A 15,297-nucleotide genomic window follows, 5' to 3' on the forward strand; every position below is an offset into this window, starting at 1 on the left:
CCGGTTCTCGGGCTATATTCGATTCGCTGGCCAAGGTTGAGGAGTTCGATGCCCGGATTGTCTCGTCGTCAGTTCATGAGTCGGACGGCCGCGTTGGCCGCGATCTGGGGTATCGGTCCAGAACTACTCGGCAACCGCGTGGCTGTTGCGCAGACTCCTATCGATAGCGCGCCGTCGACGCTGTCCAGGACGATTCTCCGCGCGGCGGGCGACGCCCATTCCTATCGGACGTTGAGGGCGGGCCCGGGCGAGGAACATCTGCCACGCCTCGACATCCTGCGCACAGCCCCGTCGCCGGCGAGGATCCAAGCCCGACGTTCCATTCTGTACCTAGGGCATCTGTCCGATATGCACGTCATCGACGCTCAGTCACCAGCGCGAATCGAACCGATGATCGTCCAAGACCACGCGACGTGGGGTTCCGCGTTCCACCCTCAGGATCCTCTGACTGTTCATGTGACTGCCGCAATGGTCAAGTCCTTTGCCGACAACACCATAAGCCCGGTAACGGGTGCGCCACTCGGTGCGGCGACGGTCACCGGGGACAGTGCCGATATGCATTCACACCTCGAATTACGTTGGTACATAGATATCCTCGACGGCGTACCGGTTTTGCCGAACAGCGGATCACCGACGACGTTCGAGGGGGTGCAGGCTTGGCCGGATGCACAGTGGGCGTATCGACCGGAGGACCCATCTGGAGGCTCGTTCGGCGAGTACGGTTTTCCGACACTGCCCCGACTGCTGAACGAGGCAATCGCCACGCCCGTCGAATCGGTCGGGCTGCCGGTGCCGTGGTACGCGGTGTACGGCAATCACGACACGCTTCTCCTCGGCACCTTCGATCTGTCATCGCAACTGCGTGCCCTCGCTGTCGGCGGCGAGAAGTCCTTCACGCTCGAGGCGACGGCCACGTCTGCTCTCGCCGGATACGCGTCGACGGCCAGTCCCCTCCAGAGAATGATCGACGCACTGGGCGTTCAAGCGGGAACTCGGCAAGGCTTCCGAAGTGTCACACCGGATCCGCAGCGCTACCTGTTCGAGCAGCGCGAGTTCATGGCCGAGCACTTCGATACAACGGACGCTCCCGGCCCGATCGGACACGGATTCACTCAGCACAATCTCGACTCGGGCGAAACGTGGTGGTCCACCGATTTCACGCCGCACGTTCGGGCATTCGGACTCGACACCTGCAACGCGGTCGCGGGCGCCGACGGAGCGGTTCCCGACGATCAGTTCCAATGGCTACGCGATCAGTTGGAGCGAGCGCAGGCCGAGAAGAAGCTCGTTCTGATCCTCACCCACCACAACAGCCTCACCCTGGAAAACCGCGCTCAGCGACCAGGGACCGACACAAAGCTGTACGGGGCCGAGGAATTCGTCGATCTGCTGTTGCAGTACCCAGTAGTGATCGGCTGGTTGAACGGACACACTCATCAGAATCAGATCCTTGCGCATCAAGGAGACGGCCATGGTTTCTGGGAGATCACCACGGCCTCATGCATCGACTTTCCGCAGCAACAGCAAACTGTCGAGATCGTCGATAACCGCGACGGAACGGTGTCGCTGTTCACCACCGTTCTCGACCATGCATCGCCGATCACACCCGGGACTTCCGGAGGCTATCTCGACCTTGCATCGCAGAGCCGTGAACTGGCAGCAAACGATTGGGCGGAGAATCCCTTGATGAGACGCGGGTCCGCTTTGGACCGCAACACCGAACTCCTCCTCCCCGCGCCCTTCGATATGGAATCCATCACCGACGCCTCACTCGAGCAACAGCATCTCGGCGAGCACGCCCGCCTGCTCGCGTACGAACAGCGGTCGCAGCGATGAGGCGGATGATAGCGGGAGCGATCCTCGCGGCATCGCTCTGCGGATGCTCCCAGATCGATGCTCTCGCTCCGGTGGGCGGGGCGGGAATCGCCGATATGCGCTACGCAGTCAACGAGGTTCTGCTCGACAAGGGTGTCGACATTCTCGTCGCGCCGGTGTGCGCCGGTGAAGCCCTCGAGCTGCGGTGTACCGGAGAGACCATGTCCCAGGAGACCATCACCGCGACATCGACGTCCGAGGACGAGAGCACGTTCGAGTTGGTCGTCGGCACCGAGGTCCTCTACTCGGGAGATGTGCAAAGCGTTCTCGAGCGCAACGGAACGGTCGGTGCTTCGTGAGAAGCCTGACTCGTGGTCTGCTCGTGTTCCTGCCGATCATCCTGGTTGGAGCGCTGATTCAAGCCCTCTTGGTGGTAGGTGATCCAGTCCCGACGGTGTCATGGTGGTTCTCCGTCAAAGCCGTGGCGTCGGCATTGGTTCTGATAATCACGATCTGGTTGACGATGGGCTTCGCTGCTCACACGAACAGCCGGTTCTCGCTTCGGTTGCTGCTGTCGGTGACTGTCGCGGTGATCTGCGGCGTCGCGGCGGGGGTGCTGAACCCGATTCTGGCACTCGTAGTGGCTTTGGTTTCTCTGCCGGTGTTGTCGGCGGCCGCCGCTGGGCCGCTGAGGTCAGTAGCGCGCACCATCAGGTTCGCCCCGCTTCGTGCGTTTTTCGGATTGGCCTGGGCTGCTGTGTTGATCATCGTGAACGTGGTCGCTGCGCTGGTTCTGGGGTTCTTCGTCACGGGTCCTGTTGCCGCTGGAACCACGTGGCTCGTCTTCGGAATCAGCGCTACATCGCTGGCGACGTATTGGACGTCGCTTCACCGGCGGGCACACGTGCAACAGTGACTAAGCTCTGCCGTTCGCTCCCCCGTCAGGTTCGCTGGGTCCGAGTTCGGACTCGATGACGCCAGGAGGACCAACCTGTGCCACTTGATCCGCCAACTCCAGCCCTGCGCCTGCATAGACATTGAGGGCGATGTCCACTCCGTGTTCGGTAGCCCACGCGACCTCGTCGTCGTAACGAGCCACCGCGGCGACCCTTCCGCTGAACCCCGACTCGCGTAGACAGGCGAGAGCAGTGACGTTGGCGCCATGGCGAGGCATCGCCAGTACGGCGATTCGCACCGATTCCGAGCGTCGCAATCGATTCCAGAAGTCGAGGTCGGTGGCGTCACCCTCGATGACCCGCAGACCCTCCGCCGCCAGTCGTTCTATTCGGGGCCCGTCGTAGTCGACACCGACCACTCGCAATTCGTAGTGACTCGTCAGTCGTTGGTACGCGGCGAATCCGACTCTGCCCATTCCGATCACAACAACTTCGGCATCACCGGCATCGCTGGGGCGCTCCTCCGGATGCAGGCTTTGCTCGTCTTGAGCCGGTAGCCGAGCCGCTATCTTCTCGACCATCAGGTGGCCGCGGCCGTTCACCAGCGCCGACACGACGAAACTCAACGCCACGGCGATCGACATTTCCACCAGCCACTCCGGCGCCAACAAGCCATTGGTCACCCCGACCGCCACCACGATCAAGCCGAACTCGGAGTAGTTCATCAGGCTCAACCCAGCAAGCAGCGCTGTGCGGTGTCGCAGCTTCATGAGCGTGAACAAGATGAAGTACAACCCTGCTTTGAACGGCAGGAACAGCAACATCAGCACGGCGACACCGATGCTGGGCAAGTCCGGCAGCCCGGTCAGACCGATGGATACGAAGAATCCCACGAGAAGCAGTTCCTTGATATGGAACAACGACCGCGAGAGTTCCGACGACGCCGAGTGGGACGCCAGCAGCACTCCGATCACCAGCGCACCCAGGTCGCCCTTCAATCCAAGAGCAGAAAACAACGCGTAGCCAGGCACGAACGCCATCACGATGCCGAACAGCGACTGCATTTCTCCGTGCCCGAGTCCGCTCCAGATCCTTCGGAGAACGCGAGTGAGCGGCCACAGTCCTACCAGGGTCAATGCCCATAGGCTCGGCAGCGTTCCGCTTGTGGCCGTCAGGAAGATCACTGCGATGATGTCCTGCATCACCAAGATGCCGATCGCGACGCGGCCATAGAGCGAGTGCGATTCACCCCGTTCTTCGAGGACCTTGACCACGAACACCGTGCTGGAGAATGACAGTGCAAAGGCGAGAAGCGCAATCGTCTCGAGGCTCTGCCCTGCCAGCATCGAAACACCGATCAGGGCAAACAGCCACATCGCGATAGTGGCCAGGACGACGCTGACCACCATGTGCGCGGACGTGGTCAGCCAGACCTCCCGGCGCAGCAATATCCGAATGTCGAGTTTGAGGCCGATGGCGAACAACAACAGAGTCACGCCCAGATCGGCGATCGTCGCGAGTTGTGGCACCTCCTCGACGTTCAAAGCGTTGATGACGAACCCTGCCGTCAGAAATCCGACCAAGGGAGGCAGTCGCACGGCCATGGCGAGTCCACCAAGGCCGAAGGTGATGACAAGATATATCGCAACTACGGTCATGCGCGTCCCCTGCTGTTCGGGATTCCGGTCGTCTGCACCAGCACCGACAACCCACGTCGTGCCGGATTTGGAACAGTATCCCGGCACCGCGCAGATTTCTCAGTGGACACGAGCCATCGACCGCCGGCGAAGGTCGGCCGAATGTACATCTCAGATGTAGTGCTCAGGCCTTGATCTGCTCCGCGAGGATGTCCGCGTGGCCCGCGTGACGGGCCAACTCGGTGATCATGAACAGGTAGATGAAGCAGAGGCTGACCGTTCCGAACATGCGATGGTGGCCGGTGTCGTCCAGGCCGTGTTTCGCTGCCATCCGCCTGGAAACATCGCAGGCCGAATCGAATTCGGCGATCACGTCGACAAGGCGCTCACCGTGACATCGACATCACAGTGACTATCGGGCGATGCGCTGGCTGGCAAGGAGCGCGTCGACACGTAGGCGTTTCTCCTCCAGATCGTCTATCGCGGTCTCGATTCCGGCGAGCGTACGTCTGACAAGTTCCGCGACCCTCGGGCACATGTCGACGTCGGTTCCGTTCACGCACGGAAGCACTTCTCGGATGGTGTCGACCGAGAAGCCTGCGGCGATCAGTGACCGGATCTGTGCGACCGACTCGATCGACGACGGCGAAAACTCTCGGTAGCCGTTCGCATTCCGGTGGGCGGTCAGCAAACCCTGTGCGTCGTAGTACCGAATCGATCGCGTCGACACCCCGCTGCGCCGCGAAAGTTCACCGATGAGCATCGCTACCTCCGGTCAGTGATCTGAGCCTCACGACATTGACCTTGACACCAATGTCAACCTCTAGCGTCTGACTTTATGCCAATCACTCAGCTCGTCGCCGATCCCAACGTCGTGATCGTCGGTGACGGTCCCCCGCTCGTGCTTGCTCACGGTGCGGGCGGCTCTGTCGCCGCGAACTTCACCGACATCATCGAGTCGATGTCAGAGCATCGCACCCTGATTGGAGTCGACTATCCGGGTTCCGGGGGCACACCGGCCGACGCCGCATCGCTCGATCTCGACGTACTCGCCGACTCGCTTGTCACGACGGCAGTCGAAGCTGGTTTCGACCGCTTCCCGATGCTCGGATTGTCCCTTGGTTCGGCGGTGGCGGTCACCGCCGCGATCCGTCATCCCGAGCGAGTAACCGGTCTGGTGTTGACAGTCGGTTTCGCTTCCGCCGATCAGCAAATCCGTCTGGTGGTCGACACCTGGACAACCCTGGCCGACATCGATCGCATCGCGTTGGCGAAATACCTAGTGAGCCTTGGGTCCCCCGCCGTACTCGCTCAGCTCGACGATGCCTTGGCTGCGCTGGCTATCCAGGCGACGCTCGAGAATTACCCCGAGGGCGGCGCCGATCAGGCCCGACTCGCCGCGTCCGTCGACGTCACCGGTCTACTCGGCGCTGTCGGTGTTCCGACTCTCGTCGTCGCTGCCGGACAGGATCGGATCGTCCTCCCAGCCACCACTCGAGCTCTCGCTCACCTGATCCCGAATGCAGAGCTGGTGGAATATCCGGAAGCCGGGCATATTTTCACCGCAGACGAAACCGAGCGCTGGATGCACGATGTCACTGTGCACCTTCGCACTCATCACCTGTGAGCGGTCATGCTCGGTGACGTCGGTACAGGGCCTGGGCGGCGGCGTCGAATTCCCGAGAACTCATGCGAGTACCCAGTGCGCGCCTGACCAGCTCGGCATGGGTCTCCCCTGCCAGACCCGTGACCGGCTGATCCAAATCCAGATTCGACGGAAACGCATAACCCTCGGCTGAGGCTGCAACGACGTTGTCCACTTCCTTCCCCTTTCCGCGTTCTGTCCACTCGAGGAGCGTTGGATACAACGCCGACACGACCGTCTCCCGATCGATACTGTCCAAAGCGCGACCGAACGGCGACGAGATCTGCAGGAGGTTCGCCATCCGATAGATGTCCGTCGAAACATTGCTACCGGCAGCATGAAACAGCGCGGGATTGAAGAAGACTGCATCACCTTCCTCCAACGGAAGCTGAATGTAGTTCTCGGCAAAGTACTGCCGAAATTCCGGCAGATTGAATGCGATGTATCCGGGTTCGAATTTCTGCGAACGCGGAAGATACATAGTCGGTCCGCTGTCGGTTGGCATGTCGCAATGCGCCACCGCACCCTGCAGCGTCAACGCAGGCGACAGCCGGTGAATGTGCGCACGAAACTTCGCGGCGGAATCGGTGGACATGAAACCGAGGTGATAGTCGCGATGCGGGTTCTGAGCTGCACCACCGGGATTGACGACGTTGATCGCCGACGTGACCTGATACATCGGCCCCAGCCATGCTTCGGCCACCAACGCAAGTGTGTCGTTGGAGTAGTACCGCACGAACAATTCCGGCTCCGCCAGCGCCAGCTTCTGCAGCGCCGACCAGATCCGGTCGTTGGCGCCAGGCTTGGCGAAGTGGTCACCACCGGCCACACCGCTCTCGTGCTGGGAAGCGATGATGTCTTTGTAGACCGCCGTCGTCTCCGCGACAGCGTGGGCGCTGGTGAACGCACCTTTGAACACGACGATGCCGGGGCCGTCGAGCAATGCACCGGCGAGTTCGTCCTGAACGTCGGCGCGCGCGGACGCAGCCATCGTCTTCGCCGACAAATGCGCGGCATCGTAGATCAACACGTTCTGAATGACCGCGACCGCATGCGGATACTCCGCCAATGCTGTCTCCTGCGATACCAGGGCGCGCAGATCCTCTACCCTGCAGTCGGATTCGCTGATCCTACCGGTCCGCCGAGTCTGCCCGATCTCGCTGGTCATGGTGCCATCCTCTACGCAGTGAAGGCTCCAGGGTGCTGTGTCGAACGCGCGGAGCTAATCGTCTCAGCCTGTCAAGAACGGACGGTCGGACACAACCCACTTATCCATCAAATTCCCCTCGAGGATCGGCCGATGAACGCTGCCCCGGTGCCTCGCTGACGTCACACTGCAACGAGCACTTTCCCGAGCGAGCGGCCTGACTCCACGTATTCGATCGCATCGGGCACTTGCTCGAACTTGTACGTCCGATCGATTACAGGAGTGATTACTCCTGAGGCGGCGAGGTCGCACAAGATCTGAACATCGGACGCGCATTCCTTCGAGATCAGCCCGACAAGACGGTGATGAATCAGGGGCGACAGCAGTGCCGCCCTCAGCACTCTGTCGATACCGCCGAACACCGACTCCTCGGTTTCCGATCCGACGATCACCAATGTCCCGGCGCGGGTAAGCGCCCTGCGCAGAACCTTCAGAGGTCGATTGCCCGCGGTATCGACGATCAGATCGAAGCTGCGGGTCCCATCGAATGCATCGATCGCGGTGTAGTCGAGCACTTCGTCTGCACCCAGTTCGGAGACAAGCTTCATCTTGCTGCCACTGCAGAGGCCGGTGACATGCGCGTCGAAGTGCTTCGCGAGTTGGACGGTGTAGCGACCCACCGCGCCGGCGGCACCGATCACCAGTACGCGGTCACCGGACTTCACGCGGCCGGCATCTCGAAGGGCCTGAAGGGCGGTGAGTCCCGATATCGGTAACGCAACAGCGTTCTCGATACTCAACGACGCTGGTCTGGGAATCAATTTCTGTACTGGCGCAACGCACACTTCCGAGAACGCGCCGACTCCGATTCCGACCACCTCGTCTCCGACCGCGAACTCGGTGACGCCGGGTCCGAGTGCCATCACTCTGCCCGCCACCTCGCTACCGGGACGCTTCTTCGGGCCCCTGACTCCGAAACCCATGGCGCGCATCAGATACGGCTTGCCTGTCATCATATGGACATCGCCGATATGCACTCCCGCCATCTGTACGTCGACGAGCACCTCTCCCGGCCCCGGCGTCGGAGTGGCGACGTCCTGGAGCTCGATCTGTTCGGGCGTGCCATATCTTTGCTGCACAAAGGCTTTCATTGTGTGCTCCTATCGGCTTGGGTATTGGAAGACGTCGTCGAGCGGGACTTGGAATGCTGCCGCGATCTGGAACGCCACCTCCAGGGACGGTGAGTACCGACCGCTCTCGATGGCGATGATCGTCTGACGGGTGACTCCGATCCGTTCCGCAAGTTCGGCCTGGGTCATCTCGCTGGTTGCAGAACGGAGCGCTTTGATCGAGTTGGTGACCCTGGTCGGCTTCACCATCGCTGAATCCCGAAGCGGTAGGACAGGATTCGAACGGTGCACGACAACACCGACGACAGCAGGAAGGCGAGGTAGATGGTGTTCGCAATCCAGAACTGGTCGATATCGGCGAGCGCGAGCCCCAGTGCAGCAATCGCGCCGATGACCAAGAGCGATTGGCCGGTGTACTCGCTGAACTGGCCGATTTCGTCGTCACGTTGATCGGTTCGGGTCTCACTTTTCGGTGACATCGAACCGACGATGATGTTCAGCACGATAGTGACGACGATTGTGGCAATGATCGTCCCGAGCATCATGGGTACGTACGACTCGTCGATCGGACCCGACGAGCTCAGCAGAAGAACGAGATACGCCACAGCCCCGCCGAGAGCAGTGACGAGCACGATCCACGTACGTTTCTCTTCGAACGCCATTGCCACTCCAATGTAAGAAATGTTTGACATCACTGAACCTAGACCGCCACTCGTTTCATGTCAAAGATTCTTTACAAGGCGTGTGAGCGAAGGACGCGTACGTCGTCGACGCGACACTGTGGACCAGCCGTTCCACCTTCAATCTATAGCGCACCCGGGGTCTTGCGGCAAGACCCCGGGCCTGTCGCAGAATTGCGCGTCGAACGCTGAGAACCAGCAGGAACAGGAGATCGAGCACCCGTGCATTCGTCAATTCCAGAACAGATTTTCGCCCTTCCGGCCAACCGTGCAGCAAAGCTCGCGCCGGGATTGATCGACGCAGACGAGCATCATTTCTCCGCGATCACGCAGAGCCTCGCGGACTCGATCGCCGATACCACCGATCGCCTTGCTGTCGCCCGCAAGTCGACCGGGCGTCTGGGTCAGGAGGTGATGGAGCGTGACTTCGAGATTCACCGACTCACCGTTCGGTTGCGTTCCCTCCGGCGATTCGGAGCCGACCTCTGCCTGGGCTACACAGTGTCCTCGACCGGGGAGCGCGTCTACATCGGCAGGGTCGGACTGCTCGACGGGACCGGCGAACAACTGGTCGTGGACTGGCGGTCACCTGAGGCCGAGCCGTTCTTCGGAGCGACACATGCGAACCCGATGGGGCTCTCGCGGCGTCGACGATACCGCTGGACCAATGGACGAATCGTCGACTACTGGGACGAGGTCTTCTCTGCTGATGATGCGGCGGACTCGGAGCGGGCTGCGCTCGACGACCAATCGTCGTTCATCGCCAGTCTGGGTGGTTCTCGATCGTCGAGGATGCGTGAGGTGCTCGGGACCATCCAAACTGACCAGGACACCATCATCCGATCAGGGTCGGACGGCGCACTCGTCGTCGACGGCGGTCCAGGTACAGGCAAGACTGTCGTCGCATTACACAGAACTGCGTACCTGCTTTACTCGGATCCACGCCTCGGACACAACCGTGGTGGCGTACTGTTCGTCGGTCCTCACGCGCCGTATCTCGCGTACGTGTCGGACGTGCTGCCCAGCCTCGGGGAGGACGGAGTCCTGACCTGCACGCTCGGTGAACTGGTGGCCGAAGGAGAGGGCGCGGGCGAGGAGGTCGATCCCGAGGTCGCACGTCTGAAATCGACTGTGGACATGGTGGCCGCAGTCGACGCAGCTGTCCGGTTCTACGAGCAGCCACCCCCCGAAGGGATGACCGTCGAGGCCGATCTCGCCGACATCTGGCTCAGTCCCACGGATTGGAAGGAAGCATTCACGGCACCGGATCCAGGCACTCCACACAACGAAGCTCGCGAAGACATCTGGGACTTGCTACTGAGCATCCTCACCGACAAGTACGACGGTCACGCCTCGAGCGAGTCCGTCCGTGCATCTCTCGCTCGAAGCGAGGAACTCCGCGTTGCACTCGAGAACGCATGGACAATTGTCGAGGCAGCGGATCTCGTCGGCGATCTATGGACCGTTCCCGCCTACCTTCGGATGGCCGCGCCGTGGCTCTCTGCCGACGAGATCAGAGTTCTTCAGCGCGCCGACGCGCAACAGTGGACCACGTCGGATCTGCCGATTCTCGATGCTGCGCGACACAGGCTCGGCGACCCCGAACACGGGCGTTTGCAACGTCGGCGAACTGCAGCGGTCATCGCCGAACGGCTCAGAATGGACAGGGTCGTAGACGAAATGCTCCAACTCGATGACGACGACGGCTTGATCGCCCAACTTCGGCAAGACGGAATTCGCGATGCCTTGGTGGACGACTCGGCGCTGCCGACCAGGGAAGACGATCGACTGGCCGGACCGTTCGCGCACATCGTCGTCGACGAAGCACAGGAATTGACCGATGCACAGTGGCAGATGCTGTTGTTGCGCTGCCCTTCACGGAGCTTCACGATCGTCGGTGACCGGGCGCAGGCCCGTCATGGTTTCACCGAATCGTGGCAAGAACGTCTTACCCGTGTCGGGTTCGATCGCGTCCATTCGACTTCGCTGACCATCAACTATCGGACACCGGAGGAGATCATGACCGAGGCGGAACCGGTCATTCGAACTGCGCTGCCCGACGCCAATGTCCCCACCTCCGTTCGACGCAGTGGAATACCAGTCTCGTACGGGAACGTGTCGGAACTGGATTCGATCGTCGACGCCTGGCTCGACGAGAACCGGGACGGAATTGCGTGTGTTATCGGGCAACCGACTTATCCCCCGACGGATCGAGTGTGGTCTTTGGCGCCGGCGTTGTCGAAAGGCCTCGAGTTCGACCTGGTCGTACTCGTCGATCCCGAATCCCTGGGCGCAGGAACCGAAGGCGCAGTGGATCGATACGTGGCCATGACTCGCTCTACGCGAGCCTTGGTCGTCCTGACCCCTGACTGATATCGGCGGCGGAACTCATGAGTGGTGGTGCACGATGTTGACCACATTTCCGTCGGGGGCGCGGACCAAGAACCTCCGTACACCCCAGCTCTCCGTCGTGAGGGGACGCACGATGTCGAACCCGCGGCTGAGTGCCTCCGCGTATGCGGCGTCGACATCATCGGTCATGACCGATACCACCGAGTCGGAGGGCGACGTCTCGTCTCGGGTGACGAGTTGGACGCAGGCGCCCGAGTCCGGTGCTGTGAAGCGAGCTACCCAGCCCAGATTGAATTCCTCGCTCCCCAGGCCCAAGAAGTCCCGGTAGAAGTCTTTCGAGTCCTCGGTGTTCGGAACCTTCAGGTTCGCCACGATCGTGATCGGTCGCAAGGGTCCTCCTCGTCTCGACGAACTCGGTCGATTCCCGTCCCCGAGTGCCAGCCTAATAACGAATCAGCTGTCCTGGGTACTGTCCCGGCGCCGGGCGCGAAGGCGAAGGAACTTGACCGCGACCGCGCCGAGTATGGCAAGCCACCCAGCGCCCAGAACGCACAGACCAACGGTCGTCGCCGACTCGGCCTTTCGATCGTCCGCGTAGACGTATCCGACCCCTGCCCAGATAGCTGCCACAACTACGAAGAGCGCCATGGCTGCAAGAACCGCCCGCACCGTCCGATTGGTGCGTATCACCCGTATCACCGCACCAGCATGCCCGTCACAACGCCGCACGAAACGGAATCCCGGCGTTGCGCCCGACACAGCTGCACTCCGTAGACTTCCGGCCATGGCACTCGATCATGGCGACCCCGGTGACGCACCCTCGACTCCTCCCCCGCTGGCAGGCCTGGAACCGGCGCGGCGGCCCACGGCGGCCGAAGAAGCGCGCACGGTGGCAGCCTCGACGAATATCGCGACGCTGGCCAGCCTCACGACCGACGGCGACCCATGGGCGTCGTACGTGACTTTCGGCTTGCTGGACGGTTCGCCGGTCCTGTGTGTATCCCGGATGGCAGAACATGGGCGCAACCTGCACCATGACCCGCGTGCCAGTGTGTCCATCGTGGCGCCGGAATCCGTCAGCGACCCTCTCGCGGTCTCGCGCGTCACCCTGGCCGGCGTGGTCGAGTCTCCGGAAGGGGGCGAGCTCGACGCAGCTCGCGCTGCCCACCTCGCCGCGGTTCCCGCAGCCAAGTACTACATCGACTACAGCGACTTCTCACTTTGGATACTTCGAGTGAAGCGGGCGCGTTGGGTCGGTGGCTATGGCCGAATGGACTCGGCCGCAGCCGAAGACTATGCCGCGGCCGCTGCCGACCCCGTCTCCCCCAATGCCGCCCCGGCAATTGTGCACCTCAACGAGGACCACTCGGACTCACTGCTCGCCATGGCCCGCAACCTCGGTGGCTATCCGGACGCGACCGTTGCTCTGTGCACGTCCGCCGACCGCTACGGTCTCGACTTGAGCGTCACGACACCGAGGGGCAAAGCCACGACACGAGTGGGCTACACACATCCGATCGGCGACATTGCCGAACTCCGATCGGCCACAGTGGAGCTCGCACGGCTCGCGCGCAACTGAACCGGCTCTCCCGGGTGTTTACGTAGGGCGGTCCACCGCTGCCGCCAACTTTCTCGGCGCGAGCAGGCAGTAACTGTCGGTGAGCAGTTCTCGCACCTCGTCTCGGTCGAATTCGTCGACGATCATGCCCACCGTGTCCTGTCCCCACGGCGTGCGAAAGAACGGCGGTCCGGAACGCAGCAGGACGTCCAGCTCGGGGGCCTCGGATCGGAATGTCAGAACCGTTGCAGGCGTGCGTAGCCCCGCCGCCTTTGCGTACGCCTCCGGCCGACCTGGCTCGACCACCAGAACGTGCGCAAATGTTCGGGATCGAATCCGCCACCGGATGCCCGTCCACGCACGTTCTTCGACGACCTCGGGCAGTGCGGTACACACCGCACTGACCACGGTCAACACCTCGTCAGGAACATCTGGATAGTCATTCATGATCGCCTCACCGCACGTGTTCGAGTGTCAGCGATTGGACATTATCCCGCGGTACCGACACGTCCACGGGCGGCGGAACTGCGGTCAGCGACGCAGTTCGTGGGTGAGGGTCTCGAGTTCGTCGCCGCCCGCCATTTCCTTGGTCAGATCATCGAGACTGATCTCGTCGTACGTGCAGTCCAGCTTCTGCCGCCCGCGATTCAGTAGCACGAAATGGTCTCCGACCATGTACGCATGGTGCGGGTTGTGCGTGATGAACACGACCCCGAACCCTTGCTCCTTGGCCGCCGAGATATATCGCAACACCATCCCGGACTGCTTGACGCCCAACGCTGCGGTCGGCTCATCGAGAATCAACACACGCGCACCGAAGAAGATCGCTCGCGCGATCGCCACACATTGACGCTGACCACCGGACAGCGACCCGATCGGGGCATCGACATCAGGCAAGTCGATTCCCATCTTGTGTAGCTCCTCGATGGTCGTGGCCCGCATCGCGTTCACGTCCAACGACTTGAACAGGCCCTTCTTCTGCAGCTCCTGACCGAGGAAGAAGTTGCGCCACACCGGCATCAACGACACCACCGCAAGATCTTGGTACACCGTCGCGATGCCTTTGCCGAGAGCATCTTTGGGGGAATCGAACTTCGTCTCGACACCGTCGACGAGCAGCTCACCTTCGCTCTGCTGATGCAACCCGGCCATGATCTTGATCAACGTGGACTTGCCCGCGCCGTTGTCGCCCAGCACACCGGTCACCTCCCCGGCGCCGACACGCAGATTGATTCCCGACAACGCAATGATGTTGCCGTAGGACTTGCCGACGTTCTTCAACTCGATCAGCGGAGTCTTGCCACCGCCGGACGGTGCGGGCTCTACCGGTGTTTCAGCGTGCGTAGTCATAGGTCACCTTTTCGCCGCGTAGGAGCGGAAACTGTTGTTGGCGATGACCGCGAACAGCAGCATCGCGCCGAGGAAGAACTTGAACCAATCCGGATTCCAGCCGGCATAGACGATTCCCTGATTGGCCATACCGAAAATGAAAGCACCGATCATCGCGCCGACAGTGGTGCCGTACCCGCCGGTAAGCAGGCAGCCACCGATGACAGCGGCGATGATGTACAGGAACTCGTTGCCCACACCTTGCCCGGACTGGACTGTGTTGAACGCAAACAGCAGGTGCATGCCCACGAACCAGGCACAGAACCCCACGAACATGAACAACCCGATTTTGACCTTGGTCACCGGAACACCGATTGCGCGGGCAGAGTCCTGGTTGCCGCCGACGGCGAAGATCCAGTTTCCGATCTTCGTCTTCATCAGCACATAGGTGGATATAGCAGTGAACAGCAGCCACCACACGACCGTGATGCGGATGGAAACGTTTCCGATCTGGAAAGACGAGGCGAACACTCTCTTCGCCGAATCGAATCCCTGCATATCCGAAATGGACTGCGTTGCCACCTGACCTGTGACGAGTTTGGTCACAGCAAGGTTGATGCCGGTGAGCATCAGAAACGTCGACAAGGTGATCAGGAACGAGGGGATCTTCGTCTTCATCACCAGGTAGCCGTTGAAAAATCCCACCGCCAGTGCGAGTACCAACGCCAAGGCGGAGCCGAGCCAGACGTTGAGGTGCAAGTTGTAGGCGATCATCGAGGCCATGATCGAGGAGAACGTGACCGCGACGCCGGTGGAAAGGTCGAATTCACCACCGATCATCAGCAACGACACACCGATGGCCATGATGCCGATCGTCGATGATGCATAGAGCACCGTCGCGAGCGCTTCCGGAGACCGGAACGGTGGCGCAACGATACAGAAGAAGACGAAGATTACGATCGCACCGAACAGGGCGCCGATCTCCGGTCGAATCAACAACCGCTGCAACGGCTTCTGCTTCTTGACCCGCTCATCGGCGACGACGGTGTGTTTCGACAGATCCAGATCGGCCTGTGTACTCATGACAATCCTTCCGTGCGGAGAGCGG

General features: G+C 61.4%; 17 protein-coding genes and 1 pseudogene. 6 read left to right on the forward strand and 12 right to left on the reverse strand.

Annotated features, from left to right (window positions below; translation table 11 throughout):
* Positions 1 to 48: 48 nt before the first annotated feature.
* From ACODSO_RS21310 to ACODSO_RS21320, 3 genes are read left to right on the forward strand one after another with little or no spacing between them, the layout of a single operon-like run.
* The gene (locus ACODSO_RS21310) at positions 49 to 1,836 is read left to right on the forward strand and encodes a TIGR03767 family metallophosphoesterase (protein WP_489038677.1); all 1,788 of its coding nucleotides are present in this window, start codon (positions 49 to 51) and stop codon (positions 1,834 to 1,836) included.
* A complete protein-coding gene (locus ACODSO_RS21315) occupies positions 1,833 to 2,174 on the forward strand; it encodes a hypothetical protein (RefSeq protein WP_489038678.1) in 342 nt (113 codons plus the stop codon). Before ACODSO_RS21310 ends, ACODSO_RS21315 begins: the two co-directional genes overlap by 4 nt.
* A complete protein-coding gene (locus tag ACODSO_RS21320; RefSeq protein ID WP_489038679.1) occupies positions 2,171 to 2,731 on the forward strand; it encodes a hypothetical protein in 561 nt (186 codons plus the stop codon). Before ACODSO_RS21315 ends, ACODSO_RS21320 begins: the two co-directional genes overlap by 4 nt.
* Here the strand turns inward: ACODSO_RS21320 and ACODSO_RS21325 are convergent, their stop codons facing one another.
* From ACODSO_RS21325 to ACODSO_RS21335, 3 genes and pseudogenes are all read right to left on the reverse strand, one after another.
* Positions 2,732 to 4,369, reverse strand: a complete 1,638-nt coding sequence (locus tag ACODSO_RS21325; RefSeq protein WP_489038680.1) for a cation:proton antiporter domain-containing protein — start codon at positions 4,367 to 4,369, stop codon at positions 2,732 to 2,734.
* A 163-nt stretch (positions 4,370 to 4,532) separates the two neighbouring features.
* Positions 4,533 to 4,727 (reverse strand): annotated as a pseudogene (locus tag ACODSO_RS21330) (mycothiol transferase); the annotation flags it as partial.
* A gap of 33 nt (positions 4,728 to 4,760) precedes the next feature.
* Entirely contained in the window at positions 4,761 to 5,111 is a 351-nt protein-coding gene (locus tag ACODSO_RS21335; protein WP_489038681.1) for a MerR family transcriptional regulator, read from the reverse strand.
* Positions 5,112 to 5,186: 75 nt separating this feature from the next.
* On the opposite strand from ACODSO_RS21335, the gene ACODSO_RS21340 reads away from it, so the two are divergent.
* Positions 5,187 to 5,975 (forward strand): alpha/beta fold hydrolase, encoded by a 789-nt coding sequence (locus ACODSO_RS21340; protein WP_489038682.1) that lies wholly within the window; start codon positions 5,187 to 5,189, stop codon positions 5,973 to 5,975.
* A gap of 4 nt (positions 5,976 to 5,979) precedes the next feature.
* On the opposite strand, the gene ACODSO_RS21345 is transcribed toward ACODSO_RS21340, so the two are convergent.
* The 4 genes from ACODSO_RS21345 to ACODSO_RS21360 form a co-directional block, all read right to left on the reverse strand.
* Entirely contained in the window at positions 5,980 to 7,161 is a 1,182-nt protein-coding gene (locus ACODSO_RS21345; RefSeq protein WP_489038683.1) for a phytanoyl-CoA dioxygenase family protein, read from the reverse strand.
* Positions 7,162 to 7,322: 161 nt separating this feature from the next.
* The gene (locus tag ACODSO_RS21350) at positions 7,323 to 8,291 is read right to left on the reverse strand and encodes an NAD(P)-dependent alcohol dehydrogenase (RefSeq protein ID WP_489038684.1); all 969 of its coding nucleotides are present in this window, start codon (positions 8,289 to 8,291) and stop codon (positions 7,323 to 7,325) included.
* Between the two features lie 9 nt (positions 8,292 to 8,300).
* A complete protein-coding gene (locus tag ACODSO_RS21355) occupies positions 8,301 to 8,519 on the reverse strand; it encodes a helix-turn-helix transcriptional regulator (protein WP_489038685.1) in 219 nt (72 codons plus the stop codon).
* A complete protein-coding gene (locus ACODSO_RS21360; protein WP_489038686.1) occupies positions 8,513 to 8,932 on the reverse strand; it encodes a hypothetical protein in 420 nt (139 codons plus the stop codon). The genes ACODSO_RS21355 and ACODSO_RS21360 overlap by 7 nt, the downstream gene beginning before the upstream one ends.
* Before the next feature lie 240 nt (positions 8,933 to 9,172).
* Here ACODSO_RS21360 and helR point away from each other — a divergent pair, with 240 nt between their 5' ends.
* Positions 9,173 to 11,323 (forward strand): RNA polymerase recycling motor ATPase HelR, encoded by a 2,151-nt coding sequence (gene helR, locus ACODSO_RS21365; protein WP_489038687.1) that lies wholly within the window; start codon positions 9,173 to 9,175, stop codon positions 11,321 to 11,323.
* A gap of 15 nt (positions 11,324 to 11,338) precedes the next feature.
* Here the strand turns inward: helR and ACODSO_RS21370 are convergent, their stop codons facing one another.
* Together ACODSO_RS21370 and ACODSO_RS21375 are read right to left on the reverse strand one after the other, a co-directional pair.
* Positions 11,339 to 11,692 (reverse strand): VOC family protein, encoded by a 354-nt coding sequence (locus tag ACODSO_RS21370; RefSeq protein ID WP_489038688.1) that lies wholly within the window; start codon positions 11,690 to 11,692, stop codon positions 11,339 to 11,341.
* A 63-nt stretch (positions 11,693 to 11,755) separates the two neighbouring features.
* Complete coding sequence (locus tag ACODSO_RS21375) at positions 11,756 to 11,992, reverse strand: hypothetical protein (RefSeq protein ID WP_489038689.1); 237 nt, start codon at positions 11,990 to 11,992, stop codon at positions 11,756 to 11,758.
* A gap of 94 nt (positions 11,993 to 12,086) precedes the next feature.
* Between ACODSO_RS21375 and ACODSO_RS21380 the strand changes: the two genes are divergently transcribed.
* Positions 12,087 to 12,881: a HugZ family pyridoxamine 5'-phosphate oxidase gene (locus ACODSO_RS21380; protein ID WP_489038690.1), complete on the forward strand. Its 795-nt coding sequence runs from the start codon at positions 12,087 to 12,089 to the stop codon at positions 12,879 to 12,881.
* A gap of 18 nt (positions 12,882 to 12,899) precedes the next feature.
* Here ACODSO_RS21380 and ACODSO_RS21385 read toward each other — a convergent pair whose 3' ends face one another.
* The 3 genes from ACODSO_RS21385 to ACODSO_RS21395 form a co-directional block, all read right to left on the reverse strand.
* Positions 12,900 to 13,307, reverse strand: coding sequence for an MmcQ/YjbR family DNA-binding protein (locus ACODSO_RS21385; protein WP_068374250.1), 408 nt, complete (start codon positions 13,305 to 13,307; stop codon positions 12,900 to 12,902).
* An 84-nt stretch (positions 13,308 to 13,391) separates the two neighbouring features.
* Positions 13,392 to 14,210 (reverse strand): ATP-binding cassette domain-containing protein, encoded by an 819-nt coding sequence (locus ACODSO_RS21390; RefSeq protein ID WP_489038691.1) that lies wholly within the window; start codon positions 14,208 to 14,210, stop codon positions 13,392 to 13,394.
* Positions 14,211 to 14,213: 3 nt separating this feature from the next.
* Positions 14,214 to 15,272 carry an ABC transporter permease gene (locus ACODSO_RS21395; RefSeq protein WP_068374255.1) on the reverse strand — a complete coding sequence of 353 codons (1,059 nt, stop codon included), beginning with the start codon at positions 15,270 to 15,272 and terminating at the stop codon, positions 14,214 to 14,216.
* Between the last annotated feature and the right edge of the window lie 25 nt (positions 15,273 to 15,297).

The organism is Rhodococcus sp. FG69 (assembly GCF_057808915.1).